At 43.6% G+C, this 22,587-nt stretch carries 22 protein-coding genes; 3 read left to right on the top strand and 19 right to left on the bottom strand.

The annotated features are described in order from the left end of the window. Positions 1 to 11: 11 nt before the first annotated feature. From B3R63_RS05775 to B3R63_RS05755, 5 genes are all read right to left on the bottom strand, one after another. On the bottom strand, positions 12 to 785 hold the full coding sequence (locus tag B3R63_RS05775) for an enoyl-CoA hydratase (protein WP_111281233.1): 774 nt from the start codon (positions 783 to 785) through the stop codon (positions 12 to 14). 44 nt (positions 786 to 829) lie between these two features. After that, on the bottom strand, positions 830 to 1,957 hold the full coding sequence (locus B3R63_RS05770; RefSeq protein WP_286729076.1) for an acyl-CoA dehydrogenase family protein: 1,128 nt from the start codon (positions 1,955 to 1,957) through the stop codon (positions 830 to 832). A 50-nt stretch (positions 1,958 to 2,007) separates the two neighbouring features. After that, entirely contained in the window at positions 2,008 to 3,666 is a 1,659-nt protein-coding gene (locus tag B3R63_RS05765; RefSeq protein WP_286729074.1) for an AMP-binding protein, read from the bottom strand. Between the two features lie 77 nt (positions 3,667 to 3,743). Next, a complete protein-coding gene (mmsB, locus tag B3R63_RS05760; RefSeq protein ID WP_075039851.1) occupies positions 3,744 to 4,634 on the bottom strand; it encodes a 3-hydroxyisobutyrate dehydrogenase in 891 nt (296 codons plus the stop codon). A 15-nt stretch (positions 4,635 to 4,649) separates the two neighbouring features. Beyond that, positions 4,650 to 6,167 (bottom strand): CoA-acylating methylmalonate-semialdehyde dehydrogenase, encoded by a 1,518-nt coding sequence (locus B3R63_RS05755; protein ID WP_005014262.1) that lies wholly within the window; start codon positions 6,165 to 6,167, stop codon positions 4,650 to 4,652. Between the two features lie 164 nt (positions 6,168 to 6,331). Between B3R63_RS05755 and B3R63_RS05750 the strand changes: the two genes are divergently transcribed. Further along, positions 6,332 to 7,213 (top strand): LysR family transcriptional regulator, encoded by an 882-nt coding sequence (locus B3R63_RS05750; protein WP_286729070.1) that lies wholly within the window; start codon positions 6,332 to 6,334, stop codon positions 7,211 to 7,213. 21 nt (positions 7,214 to 7,234) lie between these two features. Here B3R63_RS05750 and B3R63_RS05745 read toward each other — a convergent pair whose 3' ends face one another. The 9 genes from B3R63_RS05745 to paaA all read right to left on the bottom strand — a co-directional run bounded on the left by B3R63_RS05745 (position 7,235) and on the right by paaA (position 14,775). Continuing rightward, positions 7,235 to 7,849: a gamma carbonic anhydrase family protein gene (locus B3R63_RS05745; RefSeq protein WP_286729068.1), complete on the bottom strand. Its 615-nt coding sequence runs from the start codon at positions 7,847 to 7,849 to the stop codon at positions 7,235 to 7,237. A 36-nt stretch (positions 7,850 to 7,885) separates the two neighbouring features. After that, positions 7,886 to 8,824, bottom strand: coding sequence for a phenylacetic acid degradation operon negative regulatory protein PaaX (gene paaX, locus B3R63_RS05740; protein WP_286729181.1), 939 nt, complete (start codon positions 8,822 to 8,824; stop codon positions 7,886 to 7,888). A 61-nt stretch (positions 8,825 to 8,885) separates the two neighbouring features. Then, complete coding sequence (gene paaK / locus B3R63_RS05735; protein WP_005014254.1) at positions 8,886 to 10,178, bottom strand: phenylacetate--CoA ligase PaaK; 1,293 nt, start codon at positions 10,176 to 10,178, stop codon at positions 8,886 to 8,888. Positions 10,179 to 10,276: 98 nt separating this feature from the next. Continuing rightward, entirely contained in the window at positions 10,277 to 11,068 is a 792-nt protein-coding gene (gene paaG, locus B3R63_RS05730) for a 2-(1,2-epoxy-1,2-dihydrophenyl)acetyl-CoA isomerase PaaG (protein WP_286729066.1), read from the bottom strand. 45 nt (positions 11,069 to 11,113) lie between these two features. After that, a complete protein-coding gene (gene paaE, locus B3R63_RS05725; protein WP_248130721.1) occupies positions 11,114 to 12,169 on the bottom strand; it encodes a 1,2-phenylacetyl-CoA epoxidase subunit PaaE in 1,056 nt (351 codons plus the stop codon). 35 nt (positions 12,170 to 12,204) lie between these two features. Next, positions 12,205 to 12,705, bottom strand: a complete 501-nt coding sequence (gene paaD, locus B3R63_RS05720) for a 1,2-phenylacetyl-CoA epoxidase subunit PaaD (RefSeq protein WP_005025924.1) — start codon at positions 12,703 to 12,705, stop codon at positions 12,205 to 12,207. 24 nt (positions 12,706 to 12,729) lie between these two features. After that, on the bottom strand, positions 12,730 to 13,485 hold the full coding sequence (gene paaC, locus B3R63_RS05715; RefSeq protein ID WP_005407311.1) for a 1,2-phenylacetyl-CoA epoxidase subunit PaaC: 756 nt from the start codon (positions 13,483 to 13,485) through the stop codon (positions 12,730 to 12,732). A 12-nt stretch (positions 13,486 to 13,497) separates the two neighbouring features. Further along, complete coding sequence (gene paaB, locus B3R63_RS05710) at positions 13,498 to 13,788, bottom strand: 1,2-phenylacetyl-CoA epoxidase subunit PaaB (protein WP_005014243.1); 291 nt, start codon at positions 13,786 to 13,788, stop codon at positions 13,498 to 13,500. 42 nt (positions 13,789 to 13,830) lie between these two features. Further along, entirely contained in the window at positions 13,831 to 14,775 is a 945-nt protein-coding gene (paaA, locus tag B3R63_RS05705; RefSeq protein ID WP_005407295.1) for a 1,2-phenylacetyl-CoA epoxidase subunit PaaA, read from the bottom strand. A gap of 261 nt (positions 14,776 to 15,036) precedes the next feature. Here paaA and paaZ point away from each other — a divergent pair, with 261 nt between their 5' ends. Continuing rightward, complete coding sequence (paaZ, locus tag B3R63_RS05700) at positions 15,037 to 17,151, top strand: phenylacetic acid degradation bifunctional protein PaaZ (RefSeq protein WP_286729060.1); 2,115 nt, start codon at positions 15,037 to 15,039, stop codon at positions 17,149 to 17,151. A 223-nt stretch (positions 17,152 to 17,374) separates the two neighbouring features. After that, positions 17,375 to 18,235 (top strand): MBL fold metallo-hydrolase, encoded by an 861-nt coding sequence (locus B3R63_RS05695; RefSeq protein WP_286729058.1) that lies wholly within the window; start codon positions 17,375 to 17,377, stop codon positions 18,233 to 18,235. Between the two features lie 51 nt (positions 18,236 to 18,286). Here B3R63_RS05695 and B3R63_RS05690 read toward each other — a convergent pair whose 3' ends face one another. Genes B3R63_RS05690 through moaCB form a run of 5 tightly spaced genes read right to left on the bottom strand, consistent with a single transcriptional unit; the run spans position 18,287 to position 22,574 of the window. Beyond that, on the bottom strand, positions 18,287 to 18,943 hold the full coding sequence (locus B3R63_RS05690; RefSeq protein ID WP_286729056.1) for an ATP-binding cassette domain-containing protein: 657 nt from the start codon (positions 18,941 to 18,943) through the stop codon (positions 18,287 to 18,289). 1 nt (position 18,944) lies between these two features. Continuing rightward, positions 18,945 to 19,628 carry a molybdate ABC transporter permease subunit gene (gene modB, locus B3R63_RS05685; protein ID WP_286729054.1) on the bottom strand — a complete coding sequence of 228 codons (684 nt, stop codon included), beginning with the start codon at positions 19,626 to 19,628 and terminating at the stop codon, positions 18,945 to 18,947. An 8-nt stretch (positions 19,629 to 19,636) separates the two neighbouring features. After that, positions 19,637 to 20,398: a molybdate ABC transporter substrate-binding protein gene (gene modA / locus B3R63_RS05680; RefSeq protein ID WP_286729052.1), complete on the bottom strand. Its 762-nt coding sequence runs from the start codon at positions 20,396 to 20,398 to the stop codon at positions 19,637 to 19,639. Between the two features lie 14 nt (positions 20,399 to 20,412). Continuing rightward, positions 20,413 to 21,654: a molybdopterin molybdotransferase MoeA gene (locus tag B3R63_RS05675; RefSeq protein WP_248134657.1), complete on the bottom strand. Its 1,242-nt coding sequence runs from the start codon at positions 21,652 to 21,654 to the stop codon at positions 20,413 to 20,415. Further along, a complete protein-coding gene (gene moaCB / locus B3R63_RS05670) occupies positions 21,651 to 22,574 on the bottom strand; it encodes a bifunctional molybdenum cofactor biosynthesis protein MoaC/MoaB (RefSeq protein WP_286729050.1) in 924 nt (307 codons plus the stop codon). The genes B3R63_RS05675 and moaCB overlap by 4 nt, the downstream gene beginning before the upstream one ends. Positions 22,575 to 22,587: the final 13 nt, after the last annotated feature.

The raw sequence follows: 22,587 nt of genomic DNA, 5'->3' as shown, positions 1-22,587 counted from the left end.
TCATCATTCTCCTATTGATTTTTAAAATGAGCCTGGCGCTTTTCAATAAATGCCTGCATACCCTCTTTCTGATCTAGCGTTGCAAATACAGAATGAAAAGCACGGCGTTCAAAGCGTAAACCTTCAGCCAGATTTACTTCAAAGGCACGATTAATCGACTCTTTAATCATCATGCTTGCAGTTAAAGATTTGGATGCAATTTTTTCAGCTGCCTGCATGGTCTGTTCTAGCAGTTGCTCTTTACTGAAAATGCGGGCAACCAGACCGCACTGCTCTGCTTCAACAGCCTCCATCTGGCGTGCGGTCAGGCACATTTCCATTGCTTTGGCTTTACCTACTGCAAGTGTCAGGCGTTGTGTGCCCCCTATACCCGGTATCACACCTAAAGTTAATTCTGGCAAGCCAAACTTGGCATTATCTGCACAGTAAATAAAATCGCACATTAATGCTAATTCACAGCCGCCCCCTAACGCATAACCGCTTACTGCTGCAATTAAAGGTTTACGGCGCTGTGCAATTCGGTCGGCAAGGTTAAAAAAATCATCAAGATAAATTCCGGGAAAGGTAAGCTCAGCCATTTCCTTGATATCTGCGCCCGCAGCAAAAGCTTTTTCTGAACCTGCCAAAACCATGCAGCCAATTTCTTGATCTTTTTCCAGATCATCAAGTGCTAGATTTATTTCACCGATCAACTCGGAATTTAATGCATTCAAGGCCTTAGGCCGGTTCAAGGTAATGAGGCCTACCCCGTTACGTTTTTCTAGTAAGATTGTTTCAAACTGCATACTTCATCCTTATATTTTTATAATCCTTCAAAACTGTTAGAACCTTATAGGCTACGCGCAATCACCAGACGCTGAATATCGCTTGTACCTTCATAGATCTGACAAATACGAGCATCACGATAAATCCGCTCAATAGGAAAGTCTTTTAAATAGCCATAGCCGCCAAAAATTTGTAAAGCTGACGAACATACCCGCTCTGCCATTTCCGAAGAAAATAATTTCGCCATAGACGCTTCATTCAGACAGGGTTTACCTGCTTCTTTAAGACGGGCTGCATGATGAACCAGTTGACGGGCTGCTTCAATTTCTGTCGCCATACTGGCTAAACGAAATGCAATAGCCTGATGTTCAAAAATAGGCTGGCCAAAGGTAATGCGTTCTTTAGCATACCGGGTCGCTTCTTCAAGTGCAGCACGTGCCAGTCCAACAGCTTGCGCGGCAATTCCAATACGGCCCCCTTCCAGATTGGAAAGTGCAATTTTCAGCCCTTCACCTTGTTGTCCCAACATTAAAGTATTAGGTACACGTACATCAGTTAAGGCAATCTGGCAGGTATCTGAAGCATGTAAGCCAAGCTTTTCCTCGGTACGAACGACTTCATAGCCTTGTGTTTCACGAGGCACAATAAATGCACTGATTCCTTTTTTACCTGCTTCCGGATCAGTTATGGCAAACACAATAATAACTCCTGCATTATTTCCAGAAGTAATGAACTGCTTGGCACCATTAATAATCCAGTCATCTCCATTTTTTACCGCACGGGTTTTGATAGCAGCTGCATCTGAACCGGTATGAGGTTCAGTCAGTGCAAATGCGCCAATCATCTCGCCTTGAGCCAATGGCATCAGATATTTCTGTTTTTGCTCGGCTGTGCCAAATTTAGCTATAGGTACACAACCAACAGAATTATGGACACTCATAATGGTCGAGGTCGCACCATCTGCAGCCGCAATTTCTTCAAGGGCCAACACATAGGCCAGATTCCCGGTGTCTGAACCACCCCACTGCTCTGGAATAAGCATACCCATAAGACCCAGCTTGCCCATTTGCAATAAGACTTCTTTAGGAAAAATACTATGTTTATCCCACTCGGCTGCTTTGGGCTTGATTTGTTCCTGCGCAAAACTTCTTGCCATATCCTGAATTAATAACTGTTCTTCCGTAAATTGCATCTCATGATCCTTGAGTAAGTTATCCTCTTTATGAATGAGGTATTGCCTCATCAGACAGCCTTGCTGTTTGCCTGCTGTTTTGCGATTTCCTGATTACGTAGTAAAAAGCGCTGTATCTTTCCGCTTGGCGTTTTAGGGAGTTCGGTCACGAATTCAACCTGTCTTGGGTAAGCATGGGCGGATAGACGTTTTTTTACAAATTGTCCAAGCTGCTCTGACAGCTCATCTGAGGGAGCTCTGCCTTCTGCCAGAACGACAAAAGCTTTTACAATTTCAGTGCGCTCCGGGTCAGGTACTCCAACCACAGCTGCTTCAATTACGGCATCATGCTCGAGAAGTGCACTTTCTACATCGAAAGGTCCAATACGGTAACCCGAAGTTGTAATGACATCATCACTTCTGCCTACAAAACTCATACTGCCATTTTCATGGAGTTCGGCAGTGTCACCTGTAAGGTAATAATGCTTTACGAAAGGAGATTTACGGCTCTCTTTATAACCGCCAAACCACATCATGGGAGACTGATTAATGTCTACTGCCAAAATACCTGGAGTACCTGCAGGAAGTTCATTTCCCTGCTCATCTACGACAGCAATACGGTAACCCGGGCTTGCGAAGCCGGCTGTACCTGCACGGATCTCATGATTTAGTCCATGGTGGTTACATACCACCATACCTACCTCGGTCTGGCCATAATGGTCAAAAATTGGTGCATCCAGAACCTGTCTGAACCAGCGAAATACTTCTGGATTTAAGGGTTCACCTGCACTGCTAACCACACGGAACTTTCCTTTAAGCTGGCCCATCTGTGCAGGGTCAGCAGCCATCATCATACGGTAAGCGGTAGGTGCGCCTGCCAAATTGGTAATTTGATAATCATTTACAATCTGGCATAAGCTTTCGATACTAAAGCCCCCTTCATAAAACAAGGTAGCATGACCTAAAAGTAATGGTCCGGTTATGCCATAATACAAACCATACGCCCAGCCCGGATCGGCAATATTCCAGAAGGCATCTTCAGCTTTCAGTCCAATAGCATCCTTCATATAGTTGCCAAAAGCGATTAAGGCTTTCAATGGTACTTCCAGCGGTTTTGCAGGACCAGTTGTGCCGGAAGTAAACATGAGCAAGAACGGGTCCTGAACGGTTTGCATAACCATTTCACATTGGTCAGATTGCGCATTAACCATATTCCAGAAGTTTAGATCACCCTGTGGTACCTTGCCCTCCCGGTCTGCCACGGTCACAATTTTCGGACACTGTTCGACTTCTTCGAGCTTACTGCGGTTGCCAATATCGGTAATGACCAGTTTGCTTTTTGCCAGCTGTAAGCGATGTTCTATAGCTTTAGGTCCAAAAGCCGTAAACAGGGGCTGATATACTGCGCCAATACGCCAAGCGCCTAAAATGGTTACCAGTAATTCAGGCGTTCGGGGTAATAAACCGGATACCCGGTCACCGGGCTTTACCCCTTGAGATTTTAAAAAATTAGCAAACTGACTTGACCATTGCTTTAACTGGCCAAACGTATACTGTTCCTTTTTCCCATCCTTGCCCTGCCAGTACAACGCAATCTGGTCGCTATCTACATCGGCATGGCGATCACAACATTCATGGCATGCATTAAGTTGTTCTGGTGACCCTGCTAACAGGTTTCTTACCGCCGTATTTAAATCAAATCCTTTTACTGCATCCTGATAATCCAACATGATTGTTACCTCAATCTGGTTTTATTGTTATTCATGACACGGGTGTTTTGATTCTCTGCCATCCACTGGCTAAATGATTATGCTTGTTTTGGAAGATACTGCTGAATAATGCTTGAAAAATCGAGGTTGGCATTACCCTGCATGCATAGCTGTTGATAAAGCTGCTGTACCAGTCCACCCAATACTACGGGCTGTTTGACCTGTGCCGCTGCTTCAACCGCCAGACCAAGATCTTTCAGCATTAATTGTGTGGCAAAACCATCCTTATAGCCTTTAGAAGCTGGCGCATTTTCACAGATATCTGGCCAAGGGTTGCAGACCTCAGAGCTCCAGCAGCGGCCACTTGAGCTGTTAATAACACCAGCAAGTGCCTGCGGATCAATCCCTAGCTTGACTCCAAGTGCCATACCTTCAGCGACGGCGGCCATAGATATGCCTAAAATCAGGTTATTACAGATTTTAGCAATTTGTCCTGCACCTACATCACCACAGTGCACCATGTTTTTGCCCATCGGACTTAACACCGTTTTAACCCGTATAAAAGTAGCCTCATCTGTGCCGACCATAAAGGTCAATGTTCCTGCCTGTGCACCTATGGTTCCACCAGAAACTGGTGCATCACAGATAGTAATCTCTCTTTCTGCTGCACTTGCTGCAATATCTTTAATAGTTTGTGGGTCAATGGTGCTACTGTCGATACATAAACTACCCGCCTTAAGTACTGCCAAGACACCATTTTCCCCCAGATATACATCCTTTACATGCTTTGCCGCAGGTAACATGGTAATAACGACATCTGCCGTTCGCGCCGCTGCCTGAGGGCTGTCACAAGCAATCCCTCCAGCCTCTGTAAAGTGGGTAACTGCAGTTTCACTTAAATCAAAACCGTAGACATTTAAACCTGCTTTGAGGAGATTCTGGGCCATTTTCCCGCCCATATTTCCCAGACCAATAAAAGCAATATTCATCCTTGAACTCCTGAATTAGCGTAAGCTGATGGTTGTGTTTACTTCGCCTGCTTCCTGCGTATCTTCAAACCAGCGGCTGGTAATGGTCTTGGTCTGTGTATAGAACTGGACAGCCTGTTTCCCATAAGGCCCGAGATCTCCAAGTTTTGAGCCACGTGAGCCTGTAAAACTGAAGAACGGTACTGGTACTGGAATCGGAATATTGATACCAACCTGGCCAATATCAATCATGTTCTGGAAAGTACGTGCTGTTGCACCACTTTGGGTAAACAAACCAACGCCATTACCAAATGGATTGGCATTGATCAGTTCGATTGCTTCTTCAAGAGTATCCACACAGATAATCGAAAGCACAGGCCCAAAGATTTCTTCTTTATAAATACGCATGTCTGTGCTGACATGGTTGAAAATCGTAGCGCCAACAAAGTTGCCATTTTCGTAGCCTTTAACCTCAACATCACGGCCATCTAGTAAAAGTTCCGCGCCCTCTTCTACACCGCTATTAATGAGCTCTACCACTCGAGCTTTTGCACGTTTTGAAATCACTGGTCCAATATCTGTATTTGGCTCATGACCGGCATTTACACTCAGCATTTTGGCTTTTTCTACCAGATCATGAATCCAGTTCTTACTTTCACCTACCATAACAGCTACAGACAGTGCCATACAACGTTGCCCGGCAGCTCCAAATGCGGCGCCGACTAAAGCATTAAGAGTTTGCTCTTTATTGGCATCGGGCATGACAGCCACATGATTTTTCGCACCCATCATCGACTGAACACGCTTGCCATGCTGACCTGCAAGGTTATAGACATGAGTTCCAACAGCGGTTGACCCTACAAAAGAAACTGCCTTGATATATTGATGTGTACACAAACGGTCGACTACGTCTTTGCCACCATGCACAACATTTAATACGCCTGCCGGAATACCGGCCTGAACTGCAAGTTCAACCAGCATCATGGTAGATAACGGGTCCTGCTCAGATGGCTTGAGAACAAATGTATTACCACATACAATCGCCATCGGGAACATCCAGAGGGGAATCATGGCTGGAAAGTTAAAAGGTGTAATACCGGCACAGACTCCTAACGGTTGTTGTAAGGTATAAGTATCTACCCCGCGTGCTACCCCTTCGGCATATTCCCCCATTTGTAATGTGCCAATTGAACAGGCATGTTCGACTACTTCCAGACCACGCTGAATATCGCCCTCAGCATCTGCCAGGGTTTTACCCTGCTCAGTAGTCAGCACATGGGCAATCTCTTTCATGTTGTCACGGATTAAATCTTGCAGCTTGAGCATAATACGCATACGTGCCTGGATCGGGGTTAAACGCCAGCTTTTAAAAGCGTCTTGTGCAGCATTAATTGCAGCTTCTACTTCATCTGGCGTCGCCATCGGCACACGACCCACAACTTCTTGTGTGGCCGGATTAATAATATCCTGCCATTCTGAAGTAGTGGATTCTACAAACTGCCCATTAATTAATAATTTGGCTGTTGTGGTCTGAATATTTGTCATTGTGTTCATAGCCTCTCCATGGGCGATATTCTTGTTGTGCTGTAATCAGAAAATATCCTAAAGCCGTATTTTCATCTTTTCGGTTTCACTTGAGACTAACAAAGAAGGTTTTGACTACCAATACAAATTCGCGCACGATTACTGTGCAAATTTGCACAAGGGATAAAATAAAAATGAAAGTGGATTGGGATCATCTACAGTTTTTTCTGGTATTGGCACGAGCCAAAACCCTGACCAATACAGCACGTATTATTGGAGTAGAACATAGTACGGTATCTAGACGGATTCAGGCACTGGAGCTGGCATTAGGAACGCCGTTATTTAAACGGGAAGCCACGGGTTATCAATTGACCCTTGAAGGGCTGGCTCTGGTTCCACGAGTAGAACAGATGGAACAGGCATTTTTGCAGATAGAAAAGCCTCATCAGCCTTTACAAGGTCGTGTGCGAATTGGCACACCAGAAGGCTTTGGTACTGCATTTTTAGCAAAATTATTGGCAGAATTATCCAAACAGTATCCTCTGCTTACTATTGATTTAATCCCTGTACCTAAAATGATCAAGCTTTCTCACCGCGAAGCCGATATTGTCATTTCGATTGACCGTCCAAAATCCGGGCCTTATATCATTACCCGTCTTAGTGATTACTGTTTAAAAATATATGGCAGCAAAGATTATCTGGCGGCCAGTTCACCTATCCATCAGCTTGAAGATTTAAAACAGCATCGTTTTGTGAACTATATCGATGACCTGATATATAGTCCTGAACTGTACTGTCTGGAACGTTTGCCCCTACAACTGAGTGCCAGCTTCAGGAGTAGCAGTATTTTAGCTCAGCAAATCGCTGTTAGTGCCGGAGCAGGTCTGGCAATTTTGCCCAAATTCTTGGCAGATGAACAACCAGAACTTGAACAAGTACTGCACAAAGAAGTCCGTTTTATTCATACTTTCTGGATGCTGACACTGGTAGATTTACAGCATGAGCCACGCATCAAGCTGGTATGGGATTTTTTAAGAACACAGGCTGACAAATACCAGCATCTACTTATGGATTAAACTTTTTAACTAAAATATTGACTAAATCTGAGCTTTATCCAGTGCGGCTTTAATGACATGCTCTGACTCAAAGTCATGATAGGTCTTGCGTTCAGAATATTCATGAGCCAGAGGTTGTACTTCTTTTAAAGTAAGCCGGCTACGCTCAGCCAAACGTATATACTCTTCAGTTCCTTTTCGCTTCCATTCAATTTCTTGGGCTTCTAATACTCTAATAACCTTAGCCGGGCTACCCAAAGCCAGCACATTTTCAGGAATGACTGCTTTTGCCTTGACCGTGCTATTGGCACCAATAATAGTATTTTCACCAATTTCTGCGTCATCCAGTATGACGCTATTCATACCTACCAGAACATTTTTACAAATTTTACAGCCATGTAAAATGGCGCCATGACCGATATGTCCATACTCTTCAATTAAAGTGATACTGGCCGGGAAGCCATGCACAGTACATGAGTCCTGAATATTCGCATTTTTCCGAACATGTATACGGCCAAAATCTGCCCGCAGACTGACAAATGGACCAATATATACTCCCTCTTCAATGATAACATCACCAATCAATACGGCTGTTGGGTGAATATAGGCTCCGGGGCTTACTACCGGAATAACTCCATCAATCTCATAACATGGCATTTTTACTTCCTTTTAATTTATTCTATTTACCTAAAGCTATATGGTAACTTCCTGTTTTAAACCGCCAAAACGTTTGTAAAACTGTGGATGTGCTGGTGGCATAGAGCCTTCTGCAGTTCTGGCCAGCTCCAGAAAAAAATCTTCTGCCGGATGAAAAACCATTTGATATACATTACTGCTAAGATTGCGGGCAGTTAGTGAAAGCCAGTTAGAAGGCAGTAATTCAAAAGGCAGATTTGGATCTTTAAGTAAAATACGGCGGTACTGATGAATCAGTAAAATACGGATCTGGAAGGCTTGTATTGGGTCCAGGTCATCTATACTTTCAATCAGATTCAGGACTTCTCTAAAATCACCAATAAACTTTTCATAACGCTGATGTAATTCCTGCACCGGCCAGTTAGTCTCGACCATACGTTTTACAGTTGGATAAGACTCTTGCCAGAGTTCCAGAGCCTCCGCCTTGAAAAGAACCACCTGATCACTCATTTTCACGTTAAGTAGCAGACTTTGCAGTTTAAGATGATCACAACCCGGATATGCCATAACATTGGTCGCAATATTGGCGAAACCGAGCCATTCCAGTTCTTTTTTTAAAATAATCTTGTTTTCAAGCTCAACTGAACTGAGTAGCACCAGATCCCATTTCTGGTCCCATTCTTTATGGCTCAGATTATAAATTTTCTGGTCAGCATTCACAAAGCGCTGGCGACTGCTTTCTGTAACGCGATAATAACTGGTTCTGCCTATTTTTTCAGAAATCAGCCAGCCGTTTTGTGCCAGCCGGAAAACGGCTGTACGTACCGAACGTTCATTGAATCCGAATACATCCATCAGCTGAATCAGGCTAGCGAGACTGATGATTCCACCACGATGGAAAATACAGTCACCAAATACAGTCATAATGAGCGAAGTGCCGCTCAAAGGCTCATTACTGATAAAATCATCGATGACTTGTTTGAGTTTTGGGTTCATCACGTTTAAATTCACCTTTGAAACGAAGTGATTTATCACAGGATAAACCACCTAGACCGATTTATGCCGATTGCCGTATGTCAAACACCCGTTGAGCCTTACCTTCTGAACGCGGGAGGGTGCCTTCAGTCACTATCTCTACACTCACCGTAATACCCACCATAATTTTAATCTGACTGATAAGCTGCTGGGATAGTTGATGTGCCATCATATCATTAATTTCTTTACGCATTTCTGCACGTATGTGCAGGCTGTCTAAATGTCCATGTTTACAGATATGAATCTGGTAATTGGGAATGAGCTGCGGGATATGCAGAATCTGCTCTTCAATCTGTGATGGAAAAACATTGACTCCTCGGATAATCATCATATCATCGCTACGTCCGACAATTTTGTCCATACGGCGCATTGGTCGTACAGTTCCGGGTAATAGACGCGTCAAATCCCGGGTACGGTAACGGATAACCGGCATACCTTCTTTGGTAATTGTGGTAAATACCAGTTCTCCCAGCTCACCATCTGGCAATACCTCACCAGTTTCAGGGTCAATAATTTCCGGATAAAAATGGTCTTCCCAAATAGTAGGGCCATCTTTACTTTCTAGACACTCCATTGCTACGCCGGGACCCATAACTTCAGAAAGTCCATAGATATCTAGAGCATCAATATTCAGACGCTCTTCAATTTCACGGCGCATCTCATTAGTCCACGGCTCTGCACCAAAAATTCCAGTTTTAATTGAGGTATTTTTTGCGGTATTAAATTTCTTTTCCAGACATTCGATAATATTAAGGCAATAAGACGGCGTAACCATTAATGCAGTTGGTTTAAAGTCATGAATCAGTTGTGCCTGACGCTCTGTCTGTCCGCCCGACATGGGGATAACGGTTGCCCCCAGACGTTCTACTCCATAGTGTGCACCCAGACCTCCTGTAAATAGCCCATAACCATACGAGACCTGAATAATATCCTGATTACTTAAGCCAGCAGCTCTTAGCGAGCGGGCAACCAGATCAGCCCAGGTATGAATATCATTTTGCGTATAACCTACTACCGTTGGCTGTCCGGTTGTACCTGAGGATGCATGTACCCTTACAATTTTTTCCTGAGGCACGGCAAACATGCCGAACGGATAATGATCACGCAGATCCTGTTTTGTGGTAAAAGGAAATTTTGCCAGATCTTCCAGATGTTGAAAGTCCTCGGGATGCACGCCTGCATCATCAAACTTTTTCCGGTAAACCGGACTATTTTGATAGGCATGCACCAAAGTTTTCTTTATACGTTCCAGTTGTACCTTGCGCAGCTCATCTGTTGAAACCGTTTCAATATATTCCATCGTATTGTTATTCATATTCTATACTCCATGTACAGTCATCCTGCCTGTATGATTCTGAAAAGACGATGCTCTTTTCATCCATATTCTTTAAGAATTGTGTAGCCCTGCCTGTTCTAGCGGCCTTTGTATTCAGGTGTACGCTTTTGCATAAAAGCCTGTACACCTTCACGGTAATCCTCTGAACGGCCTGCCAGACGCTGTAAGTCACGTTCAAGAAGTAACTGCTCATCCAGAGTATTATGCGCAGCAGCATGGATTGCTTTTTTAATTAATCCCAATCCATAAGTTGGTTGCTTGGCCAGATGTTCAGCCATTTTCTCAGCTTCAACCTGTAACTGCTCATCTTCAACTACCCGCCAGATCATACCGAGCTGTAATGCCTGCTCAGCCGGGATCTTATCTCCCAGTAATGCCAGTCCCATGGCTTGTGCCCGACCAACCAGCCGCGGCAAGAACCAGGAGCCTCCAGAGTCTGGAACCAGCCCCAAACGGCAGAAAACCTGGATAAATGAGGCTGACTTCGCTGCCAGAACCAGATCACAAGCCAATGCAATATTGGCCCCTGCTCCAGCCGCAACACCATTAACCGCACAAATAACCGGTTTTGGCATCTCGGTAATCAGTTTAATGAGCGGGTTATAGTATTTTTCAATTGAAAGGCCCAGGTCTGGTACTGCTGAATCAGGATCGACTACCCGGTCATTCAGGTCCTGCCCGGCACAAAAACCTCGACCTTGTGCTGAAATAACTACAGCACGAATATCGGGCTGCACAGCCCATTTGTTGAGGACCTGAGCAACTTCCTTATGCATAACTTCATTAAAACTGTTGAGCTGCTCTGGACGATTAAACTTTAAATAGCCCACAGTATTTTTTTCTTCAACAAGAATTGTCTGGTAGTCCATTCAGTATTTCCCTTTGAACCTGATTTTTATTTTAAAATAGATTAATTATTCATCGAAACTTAAGCGTACATTGGCTGTTACCGGTCGTGCCTGACAGCTCAGGACATAACCTTGAGCGATTTCATCCTCTTCCAGACTATAATTAACAGCCATATCAACCTTACCTTCTATTATCTTGCACTTACAGGTGGCACAGACTCCGCCCTTGCAAGCATAGGGTAAATCGGCTCCGGCGCGTAGTGCAGCATCCAGAATACTGTCATCCTGTCTGGAAACCTCTACCACCAGCTCACGTCCATCCAGAATAATCTGAACTTTCTCTTCATTACGACCTTCAATTTCTCTCGTAGTTACTTTTGTGGTGCCGGTATTAAAACGCTCGGTATGAATTTTACTGTGCTCAATACCGAACTGCGGTAATGTCTGCTCGACGGCATCCATCATGGCCTGCGGTCCACAGGCAAAACAGTGGTCAATGTCCTGATTAATCAAACCGGCACTATAAAGCTGTTGCAGTTTTTCAGTATCGATATGACCATTAAGCAGCTGGCTGTCGTTCATTTCCCGTGAAAAGATATTGATAAGCTGAAAGCGTTCTTTAAAGCGATCTTTTAAGTCCATAATCTGTTCTGAAAACATGGTTTGTTTCCATGAACGGTTACCATAAATTAAAGTAAAATTTGCATTTTTCTGCTGGTACAAGACTGATTTAACAATAGAAAGAATAGGTGTAATACCGCTACCTGCTGCGAATGCCAGATAATTTTTTCCGCCAGTTTTTGCAGCCTTCTGAAAAAAAACACCTTGGGGTGGCATGACCTCCAGCACATCACCAGCTTTTAAGCGGTTATTGGCCCAGTTTGAAAATTGTCCCCGTTCAATCTTTTTGATTGCGATACTCATGTCTTCTTGAGTATCGCTACAGATTGAATAGCAGCGACGGATTTCACCAGTTTCACTCATATGCCGGATAGTCAGATGCTGGCCTGGCTGATATTGAAATTGCTGTTGCTGTTCAGGTGAAATTTCAAAAGCAATACAGATCGCCTGTTCAGTTTGCGGGCTGACTGATTTAATTTTTAGCGGAATAAATTGGTTCATATAAAAATCCTTCTTTATTTTGACCATTCGGTTATTTAAATACATTTAAAATAGTCAAAAGGTTCCAGGCATTGCTGGCATCGGTACAGTGCTTTACATGCAGTAGAACTGAATTCACTTAACAGTTTAGTATGCTGGCTATGACAGCGTGGGCACTCAATTCCATCGGACAGAGCAACATGGGTACCACAGCTATGTGCTTCACCCTGTGGCGGAGCAATACCATATTGCTGTAATTTCTGTTTACCGCTTTCACTCATCCAATCAGTAGTCCAGACTTCGGACAGATCCACTACTACCTGTACCGGAACCAAACCCTGAACAGTAAATGCTTGGGTAATTTCTGCCTTAAGCAGATCTGTAGCCGGACAGCCGCTATAGGTTGGAGTTAAACGAACGATAATTTGATCTTCTTCATTTAGTTCCACTCCACGGATCATACCTAGGTCAACGACTGAAAGAACCGGAATTTCAGGATCAGCCACCTGTTTCAGAGTTTCCCAGCATTCATCCAGACAGTGTTTGATTAGCTCCATACCCGTTACTCCCATGTTCCCTGCTTACCAGTTCATATTTGGATATGAACGCTGCAAATACTGCATTTCAGCCAGTACATAACCCAGATGTTCAGTATGTAGACCCTGTCTGCCACCACTACGGTAAGCACCGGTTTCCGGAAGAGTCAGCTTAAAACGTTCAATTTCAGCAGTCGTCTGTTCAAGCCATTCAGCTTTTAATGGTTCAAGGTCCATGAGAACCTGTTGTTCAACCAGTATCTGTTCATCAGCATTTAAAACAAATAGTTCATCGCTAAAGCGCCATAGCTGATTTAATCCTGTCTGGGTTTTTTCATGTGCCTCATCTGTTCCCAGACTCAAGCGTTCCATCCAGGCAGTAGAAAACCGCAGGTGATACTTCACTTCTTTTAATGATTTTGCTGCGAAAGCTGCCAGCTCAGCTTGAGAACTTTTCGCTAGAGCCGTAAAAAGGAGTACATGATAATGATCCATCAGCCACTGGCGGACAATCGTCTGGGCAAAATCACCATTTGGCTGTTCACACAGCAGCAGGTTACGGTATTCACGTTCAGTACGAAAATAAGCCAGTTTGTCTTCATCACGGCCTAGCCCTTCGAGTTCACCAGCCAGACTTAAGGCAGTCCGTGCCTGGCCCAACAGGTCCAGGCCAATATTGGCTAGGGCAATATCAATTTCCAGTTCAGGTGCATGACCACACCATTCAGAGAGCCGGTGCGATAAAATCAGCTGGCTATCGCCAATATGTAAAAGAAACTGTGCTAAAAGTGGATGATTCATACAATACCTTCCTTACATATGCTCGATGCCATCTGGTATATGGTAAAAAGTTGGATGGCGGTACACCTTGTCCAGAGAGGGATCGAAAAATTCCGGTTTCTCATCTGGCTGCGAAGAAGTAATCAGTTCTGACTTCACCACCCAAATGCTGATACCTTCATTACGGCGGGTATAAACATCACGGGCATTTTGCAAGGCAATTTCAGCATCAGGTGCACGCAGGCTACCTACATGGCGGTGGCTTAAACCCTGCTTGCTTCGTATGAAGACTTCATATAATGACCAGTTATTTTTATGTTCCATGTCGTTTTGTTCCTGTTTTTATTGAATAGCTAAAACCAGATTTCAGGCAACCTTTTTAGATTGTTGCTGTGCCTGCTGTTTTTGGGCATATACAGCAGCAGATTCACGGACCCATTTTCCGCCTTCCCATGCTTTACGGCGGGCATCAATGCGTTCCTGGTTACATGGGCCTTTCCCGGCAATCACAGCAAAAAATTCATCCCAGTTAATCTCGCCAAATTCGTAGTGGCCAGTTTCTTCATTAAAATGCAGTTTCTCATCAGGTACAGTCAGGCCAAGTTGTAGTACTTGCGGTACAGTGTTATCGACAAATTTCTGGCGCAGCTCGTCGTTACTGAAGCGTTTAATTTTCCAGGCCATACTCTGTGCACTGTTAGGGGAATTATCATCATTTGGGCCAAACATCATCAGTGCTGGCCACCAGTAACGGTTGACCGCATCCTGTGCCATCTGTTTCTGTTCAGGTGTACCATTTGCAAGCTGCATCATGGCTTCAAACCCCTGCCGCTGATGGAAACTTTCTTCCTTGCAAATTCGTACCATTGCCCGTGCATATGGCCCGTAAGATGTACGGCACAAGGCTACCTGATTAACGATCGCGGCGCCGTCGACCAGCCAGCCAATTGCGGCGACATCTGCCCAGCTTAAAGTTGGATAGTTGAAGATAGATGAATACTTCATGCGTCCCGCAATAAGCTTGTCCATCATATCGTCCCGGTCAGCACCGAGTGTTTCGGCTGCGCTATATAAATACAACCCATGACCTGCTTCGTCCTGAACTTTTGCCAGTAGTACTGCTTTACGTTTCAGGGTAGGTGCTCGGGTAATCCAGTTTCCTTCCGGTAGCATACCTATAATTTCTGAATGGCCATGCTGTCCAATCTGGCGAATGAGCGTTTTTCGGTACGCTTCTGGCATCCAGTCCTTTGGCTCAATGGTAATATCTTGTTGTATGGCTTGTTCAAAATCTTCAGCATGATTTTTCATTATTTCCTCACTTGTCCCAAGTGGCTATAATTTAAAATTAAAGCGATACTAAATTTAAATCAATATAAATTTTTAGGTATCATTTAAAATAATTTATTTATAACTTTTAATAAATTGATTTTTATATAATTTTTAATTTAACTGGTTTTTTTTATTTATCTTTTGATTCAATTTTAATTGACAATTTCATTTTTAGAAATCAAATTATATAACAGGATAATTAAAATTTATTTAAATAAGTATCATAAAAGGGAGTTTGTAATGCTTGAACTGGAAACAGGTACACCTTATACGGAAAGTGATCATACCCAAGCAGGCAATCCAAGAAGTCCTGTAAAAACCTTAAGCTCGCTTGTCTGTGGACAGGAATATATTGCCCAGCAGGATTTACGTACTGTCTATCACGCCATTACTGGTAAAGCTGTTTATCAGGTCAGCAGTTATGGTATTGATATGCAAGCAGTGGTTAACTATGCCAAAACTCAAGGTTCACTTATTGCGACATGGAGTTTTCATCAGCGCGCACATGCGCTCAAGCAGGTAGCACAATATTTGCTGGAACGTAAGGAGGCCTATTATGAACTGGCGAAAGCAACCGGCTGTACCCGTAAGGATGCTTGGGTCGATATTGAAGGTGGTATAGGTACACTGTTTGCCTACTCCAGTCTGGTACGCCGTGAACTCAGTGATGAAACAGTATTGATTGAAGATAACTGGATTCCACTTTCCAAACAGGGCACCTTCGGGGCAAAGCATCTACTTACCCCTAAGACTGGTGTTGCCGTACATATTAATGCCTTTAATTTTCCGGTTTGGGGGATGCTAGAGAAAATTGCGCCAGCGCTGCTTGCCGGTGTCCCTTGTATTGTTAAACCTGCGACAGAAGGCGCAGAACTTACACATGCTGTGGTTCAGGCTATTTATGCCAGCGGTTTTCTGCCTGAAGGCACTTTACAGTTAATATGCGGTCAAACTTATGACCTGCTAGAACAGTTAGGTCCACAAGATATCGTAACCTTCACTGGCTCTGCAACAACCGGACAGAAATTACGCGCCCACCCTCATCTTAACCGCTACTCGATTCCGTTCAGCATGGAAGCAGACTCAGTAAACAGTGCTATTTTAACCGAAGGAGCCAGCGAAGAAACTATTGAACTATTTGTCCGTGAGGTTTATCGGGAGATAACGTCAAAAACCGGGCAGAAATGTACTGCCATTCGTCGGGCTTTCGTGCCGGCTTTCCTGCTGGATACAGTGCAACAAAAACTGCTGGCCCGACTGGAAAAAGTTGTAGTCGGTGATCCAGAACATGAAAATGTGACGATGGGTGCGCTTGCCAGTCTCAAACAAAAATATGATGTCACTGAAAAAGTCGAACTGCTGAGCCAGGAAGCAAAGATTGTCTTTGGTGGACATAATGATCAAAATTTTCAGTTTCACTCAGACTCTCCTGAAAAGGGTGCATTTTATCCGCCTACCTTACTGTGCTGTTCAAATCCGGTCACTGCAAGATATGTGCACGAGATTGAGGCTTTTGGTCCAGTTGTAACTTTGATGCCTTATCAAAACCAAACTGAGCTGACTGAGCTGGTTGCCCGTGGTGAAGGTAGTCTCGTTGCTTCAATTGTTCGCAATACAGAGCAAAATATTGAAAGTCTGATTGCAAAAATTGCACCGTGGCATGGTCGTATTCATATTCTGGATACAGAAAATGCAAAAGAGAGTACCGGACACGGCTCACCCTTACCGCATCTAGTTCATGGTGGGCCAGGCCGTGCAGGTGGTGGAGAAGAGCTCGGAGGCCTGCGAGCAGTCAAACATTATATGCAGCGTACAGCCATTCAGGGCTCACCTGACGTCATGACACAGATTGGACATAGCTGGACAGCAGGTTCAAGAATTTTTGAAGATCGCGTACATCCATTTAAGAAAAGCTTTGACGTGCTTCAAATTGGTGAACGCCTCCTTACGGCACGTCGGACAGTTACCGAAGCCGATATCGTAAATTTTGCCTGCTTAAGTGGTGACCACTTCTATGCCCATATGGACAAGATTGCCGCGGCAGATTCATTGTTTGGTGAACGCGTGGCTCATGGGTATTTTGTTGTATCTGCCGCAGCGGGCCTGTTTGTAGAAGCAGCACCAGGACCGGTTATTGCCAATTATGGTATGGATAACCTGCGCTTTGTTGAGCCGGTAAAAATAGGTGATACTATTCAGGTTGAATTAACCTGTAAGCAAAAAACGCCGAAACCTCAACGTGAGCCAGAGCAGAAACCATATGGTGTGGTTGTCTGGGATATCAAGGTTAAAAACCAGCATAATCAACTGGTAGCAACCTATGATATTCTGACGCTGGTCGAATGCGCTGCATAAACGCTGGTAAAGTTCAGGATAAAAGTCTGCTGAAGGGCTTTTATCCTGAAATGTAGTTATTTATAGAACAAGACTAAAAAAACTAACTATTTGATATAATAAGTAAAAATAATCATAGTTTACCTAAATCATTTACTTATAACAAAACATAAAATTAGGATACTGTACTTCACTCTATACCATGTTAGAAGTGAAACATATAAGCTGATAAAGAGATGATCTGATGCGTGTCCATTTCCTGAACAGTATTTCAACCTGTCCTTTAGGTGGTGCCTTGATGGATGGCTTTTCTTATGCCAAGTTGCGGGGGCGTTTAACCTGTACCTGTGTGCTGATTGAAACAGCTGATAGTCTGGTACTGGTTGATACTGGTTTTGGATTACGTGACATTGCTTCTCCACGTACCCGCCTCGGCTGGTTTTTCCGTTTTCTGGTCAGGCCAGAGTGGCGTGAAGAAATGACAGCAATCCGGCAGATTGAACGTTTAGGCTATGACCCGCGTGATGTAAGACATATCATTTTATCGCATCTGGATTTTGACCACGCTGGCGGACTGGATGATTTTCCCCATGCTACTGTTCATATGATGCAAACAGAACGGGATTATGCCCTTTCGCAAAAGACCTGGCTGGACCGGCAGCGTTTTCGTCCACAGCAGTGGTCTTATCGCGAGAAATGGAAAGTATATAACCCTGATGCAGGAGAAGGCTGGTATGGTTTTAATTCAGTAAGAGATCTGGATGGGTTACCACCTGAGATTTTATTTGTTCCTCTTTCAGGTCATACACATGGTCATGCCGGCATTGCCATTCAGGCTGGAGATAAATGGCTGCTTAATGCTGCTGATGCCTATTTTTATCATAAGGAAATAGATCCCGTCAGTCCATGCTGTACCCCTGGCCTGCGTTTTTACCAGACCATGCTGGAAAAAGACCGTAAAGCGCGTCTCTCTAATCAGGCCCGTTTACGCCAGCTTCATAAGCACCATGCACATGAAATTGACATATTTTGCTCGCATGATAGTCATGATTTTGAACGCCTGAGTGGCCGTTCAGCAGAGTTACCTGCGTCCTTCTTCAAATAGCTCGCTTCCGGTAAATTTTATAATAATTTTAAATACCTGAAAAATATCTACTTATGGGCCGGTTAATATGGAACAGTTCGGTTTGTACTGCTGTAGCATTATAGTATCTGCCTCTAAAAAATCCAGTTCTGCCGGATGATGAGTAACATAGATCATTGGGAGTTCAATATGGCTTTGCAATTGTTTAAGAAAGGGTAAAACCTGCTGTTTTAGCTGCTGATCTAAGCCGCTTAGTGGTTCATCAAGAAGCAGCAAGTCTGGAGATGAAAGCAGAGCCCGACCTATTGATACCCGCTGTGCTTCACCGCCCGAAAGTTGGTGAGATTTACGCTGGAGTAATTTTTTTAATTCAAGTAAGTCAACTATATGTTCAAGGCTAATTTTTTGATGGACTGTTTTTGAGAATTTTTTCGCGTAATGCAGATTTTGTAATACATTCATATGAGGAAATAATAGGGCATGTTGAAATATCAGGGCAATATGTCTCTGATGAGTAGGAAGATTCACATTCTCTACCGTATCGAGCAAAGTAGTTTCTTTAAAGACAATCTGGCCTTCTACCGGAGATAATAAACCTATAATGTTTTTTAAGAATGTTGTTTTCCCGCTTCCTGATGCTCCCACAATCCCCAATACCTGCTGTTGCATGGTCAGGTTTACATCTAATCTGAACCCTGGCTGTTGATAGTGAAATTTGCATTTGAGCATATCACCCCTCCAGTTTTTTCTGGTATTTTTGTAAAATGAAGTAATTGGCGATGAGGGCTGAAAAAGCCAGTACCAGAGATAACATCACCAGCCGTAGAGCTATTTCTTCACCATTGGGCTGCTGTAAAAAAGAATATATAGCAATAGGCACAGTACGGGTCTCACCAGGAATATTGCCTACAAAAGTAATGGTCGCGCCAAACTCTCCGAGACTCCGGCTAAAACATAAAATACTGCCAATGATCATGCCGGGTAAGGCCAAAGGTAGACTAATACTGTAAAAGACCTGAACAGGTGTAGCGCCAAGTGTACCTGCTACATGTTCTAACTGCCGGTTCATTGACTGAAAAGACAGGCGGATTGGCTGTACCATTAATGGAAATGCGATTACCATTGAAGCCAGCACGGCACCTTTCCAGTTAAAGGCCAGTTCCAGTCCAAGAATATGCAAGTACTGACCGATTAGCCCTTGCTGACCAAATAGTATAAGTAACAGATAACCTAATACGACAGGCGGCAAGACCATCGGGAGCTGTAATAAGGCCTCAACCATAAATTTTAGACGAAATTCATAACGAGCCAAGTACCAGGCTAATACAATAGCAAACGGTAAACAGACCAGCGTTGCAAACAGGCCAACTTTGGCTGATAAATAAAGTGCACTCAGCTCTTCTGGTCCGAACATGATTATCCTTAAGGTTTAAGCGAAAAGCCGTAGTGATGAAATATAGTTTTTGACTGTATTGACTCTACAATAAACTTTTGGAATCGTACCGCTTCAGGGCTGTTACTTCCTGCCTTGGTCAAGGCAAGCGGATAGATAACAGGATTATGCAAATGCTCAGGAAAGACTCCCAGAATTTTTACCTTTTGACTGATCAAAGCATCTGTCTTGTACACGATTCCCAGTTTACATTCTCCCCGTTCTACAAAGGTCAGCGTAGAACGTACATCATCTGTACCTACAATGCGCCCTTTCAAATCATTCAGCCAGCGTAATCTAATCAAGGCCTGTTTAGCGTATTTGCCTGCGGGAACAGTCTCCATCTGTGCTGTACACAAATATCCATTAAAAACTTTAGCTATTTTAAAGTCCGGCTGCGGCTTGAATGTAATATGTAGGTATTTGGGGCTAATCATAACTAGCTGATTACCCAATAAAGGCCTCACTTGATCCGCATGAATTTTATTTTTTCTGACCAGATAAGCCATCCACTCCTGATCTGCTGAAAAAAATAGATCACTACTGGCTCCGGCTTCAATCTGTTTAGCCAGAGTTGAAGAGCCACCAAATACTGTGACAATTTTAGTTTGTGGATATTGAGCCTGATAAATTTTAGCGATTTCAGTCATGGCATTGTTCAGGCTGGCCGCTGCATAGATCTTAACCGTACCGGCCTGTGTAGAGGAAAATGTCAGTGTCAGGCACATATAAGAAAACAGGATTTTTTTCATGTGCATTTTCCTTATTACTGAATAAATAAGCCTTGAACCATATCGCCTTGACTCAGGTTTCGTTCTGCCGGAACCCGTACCAGACAATTAGCCTGCATTAAATTACTCAACATATGTGATTGCTGCCTGGACAGACTCTTAACTGTTAAAACCGAATCATCAAAGCTTGCGTACATTCTTAAAAAACGTTCTCTGGCATCCATTTTCAGATCATGGCTCAGTACCGCATTAAACCAGCTCGGCTGATTTTTTTGACCTTGTAAAACGTTTAATAAGGTGGAAGTATAGACTTGCATACCTACATAAACCGCTGCAGGATTGCCCGGCAGGCCTAGCAGATAACAAGGTGATTTGTCATTACGCTGTAAGTACGCAAAGAATATGGGTTTACCCGGCTTCTGTTTTACTTTCCAGAAAATCTGTTCAAAACCTGACTCTAAAGCAACGGGACGAATAAAATCATAATCTCCCACCGATACACCGCCAGTGGTTAAAATCAGGTCATAACTTGACGATAATTTCTGGATGAGTGCCTGTACAGCCTCTTTGGTATCAGCAATATGAAAGATTTCTACTTGCTGCCCTGCCTGCTGAAACCATGCCTTAATCAAGGGTCCATTGGCATCAAAAATTTTTCCTGCTGCAAAGTCCTCTACACTTTCAGCAACTTCATCTCCTGAAATAACTATGGCAACTTTAGGATATTGAAAGACTTCAACGGTATTGATCCCTGCCATGCTTAAGGAAGCAATTACTCCGACAGACAATTGCTGACCTTCATTTGCCAATAATTGCCCTGCTACAATTTCCTCGCCTACATCCCGGATATCAATATTAGCTTTTAAGTTTTCGATGATTTTAATTCTGGATGAATTGATTAGCTCAACTATTTCCTGACGCGCCACTGTAGTAGTTCCAGATGGAATTTTGGCCCCAGTAAAAATTCGGACTGCCTGCTCTGCCTGGAGTTGTACTTCGACCTGCTGACCGGCCCGAATTTCACCGATGAGCTGGAATTCACTTTCCGGTTCAATCGCTTTTTTGGCACAGATGGCATATCCATCGACTGCACTTTGTGAAAATAAGGGTAAATTGATTGAAGAATAGATATTTTCAGCCAGATAGCGATTTAAGGCGTTCTGTAATTCAAGTTTCTCAGTATCTAAGGGCTGCACATGTTGCAAAATGCGATCCAATGCCTGATCTACACTGATCAGGCCATGTTCAGCACCACACCTTGAGCTGATAGTATTCATTGATACCCTCCCTGATGTGGAATATTTTTTTGCACATCAAACAGATGGATCAAAGCGGGTAAAACTGCAATCAAAGATTCTTTGGCACCTTGACGGCTGCCTGGTAAAGTCATGATCAGACTGTTCTCGATATAACCAGCGACACCACGACTTAAAGCAGCATAGGGCGAACGTTTCTGACCAAAATTGCGTGAAGCTTCCATCAAGCCGGGTATTTCCCGCTTTAATAAAGGCTGTAAGGTTTCAACAGTTAAATCTTTAGGGCCGAGTCCTGTTCCGCCTACCGTTAAAATGAGTGGATAATCATTTTTCTGTTGTTCAACCAGTGCTAGTAACTGTTCAGGATTGTCCGGAATGATCTGATAGGCAATATTTACGAAATTAGCTTCTTGTAATATTTCCAGGACATTTTGCCCTGCTGTATCCGGCTTTTTACCGGCAGCAACCGTGTCTGACAATACAATGATGGAAGCAGGCAAGCTGTTTTTTAAAACGCGGGTAAAATGTGATTTCCCCCCTTTTTTCTTTTGTAACTTGCATTGATCCAGTGATAAATCTTCTGGTTCACAATGAGGCTTTAACATATCATACAGTGTTAAACCGGCCAGACTGACTGCCGTTAAAGCTTCCATTTCCACACCCGTTGGGCCTATGGTTTCAACTATCGCAATAATTTCAACATGCGTATCAAACAGTTCATATTCCACGTCAGCCCGGTAAATGGGTAATGGATGACATAGTGGAATGAGCTCATCGGTACGTTTAGCTGCCAGAATTCCTGCAATGCGAGCCGTCTTGAGAGCATCACCTTTTTCAGTATTACCATGGCGTAATAATTCAATGCAATGTGGCGGAGCACGCAGAATTCCTGTGGCCACTGCAGTACGGTAACTTTCTGCTTTCATCCCGACATTTTTCATTGCCTATTCCTGT

Origin of the sequence: Acinetobacter sp. UBA1297 (assembly GCF_002307755.1) — a bacterium.
Classification (GTDB): domain Bacteria; phylum Pseudomonadota; class Gammaproteobacteria; order Pseudomonadales; family Moraxellaceae; genus Acinetobacter; species Acinetobacter radioresistens.
This window is presented reverse-complemented; position numbering and strand designations above follow the sequence as displayed.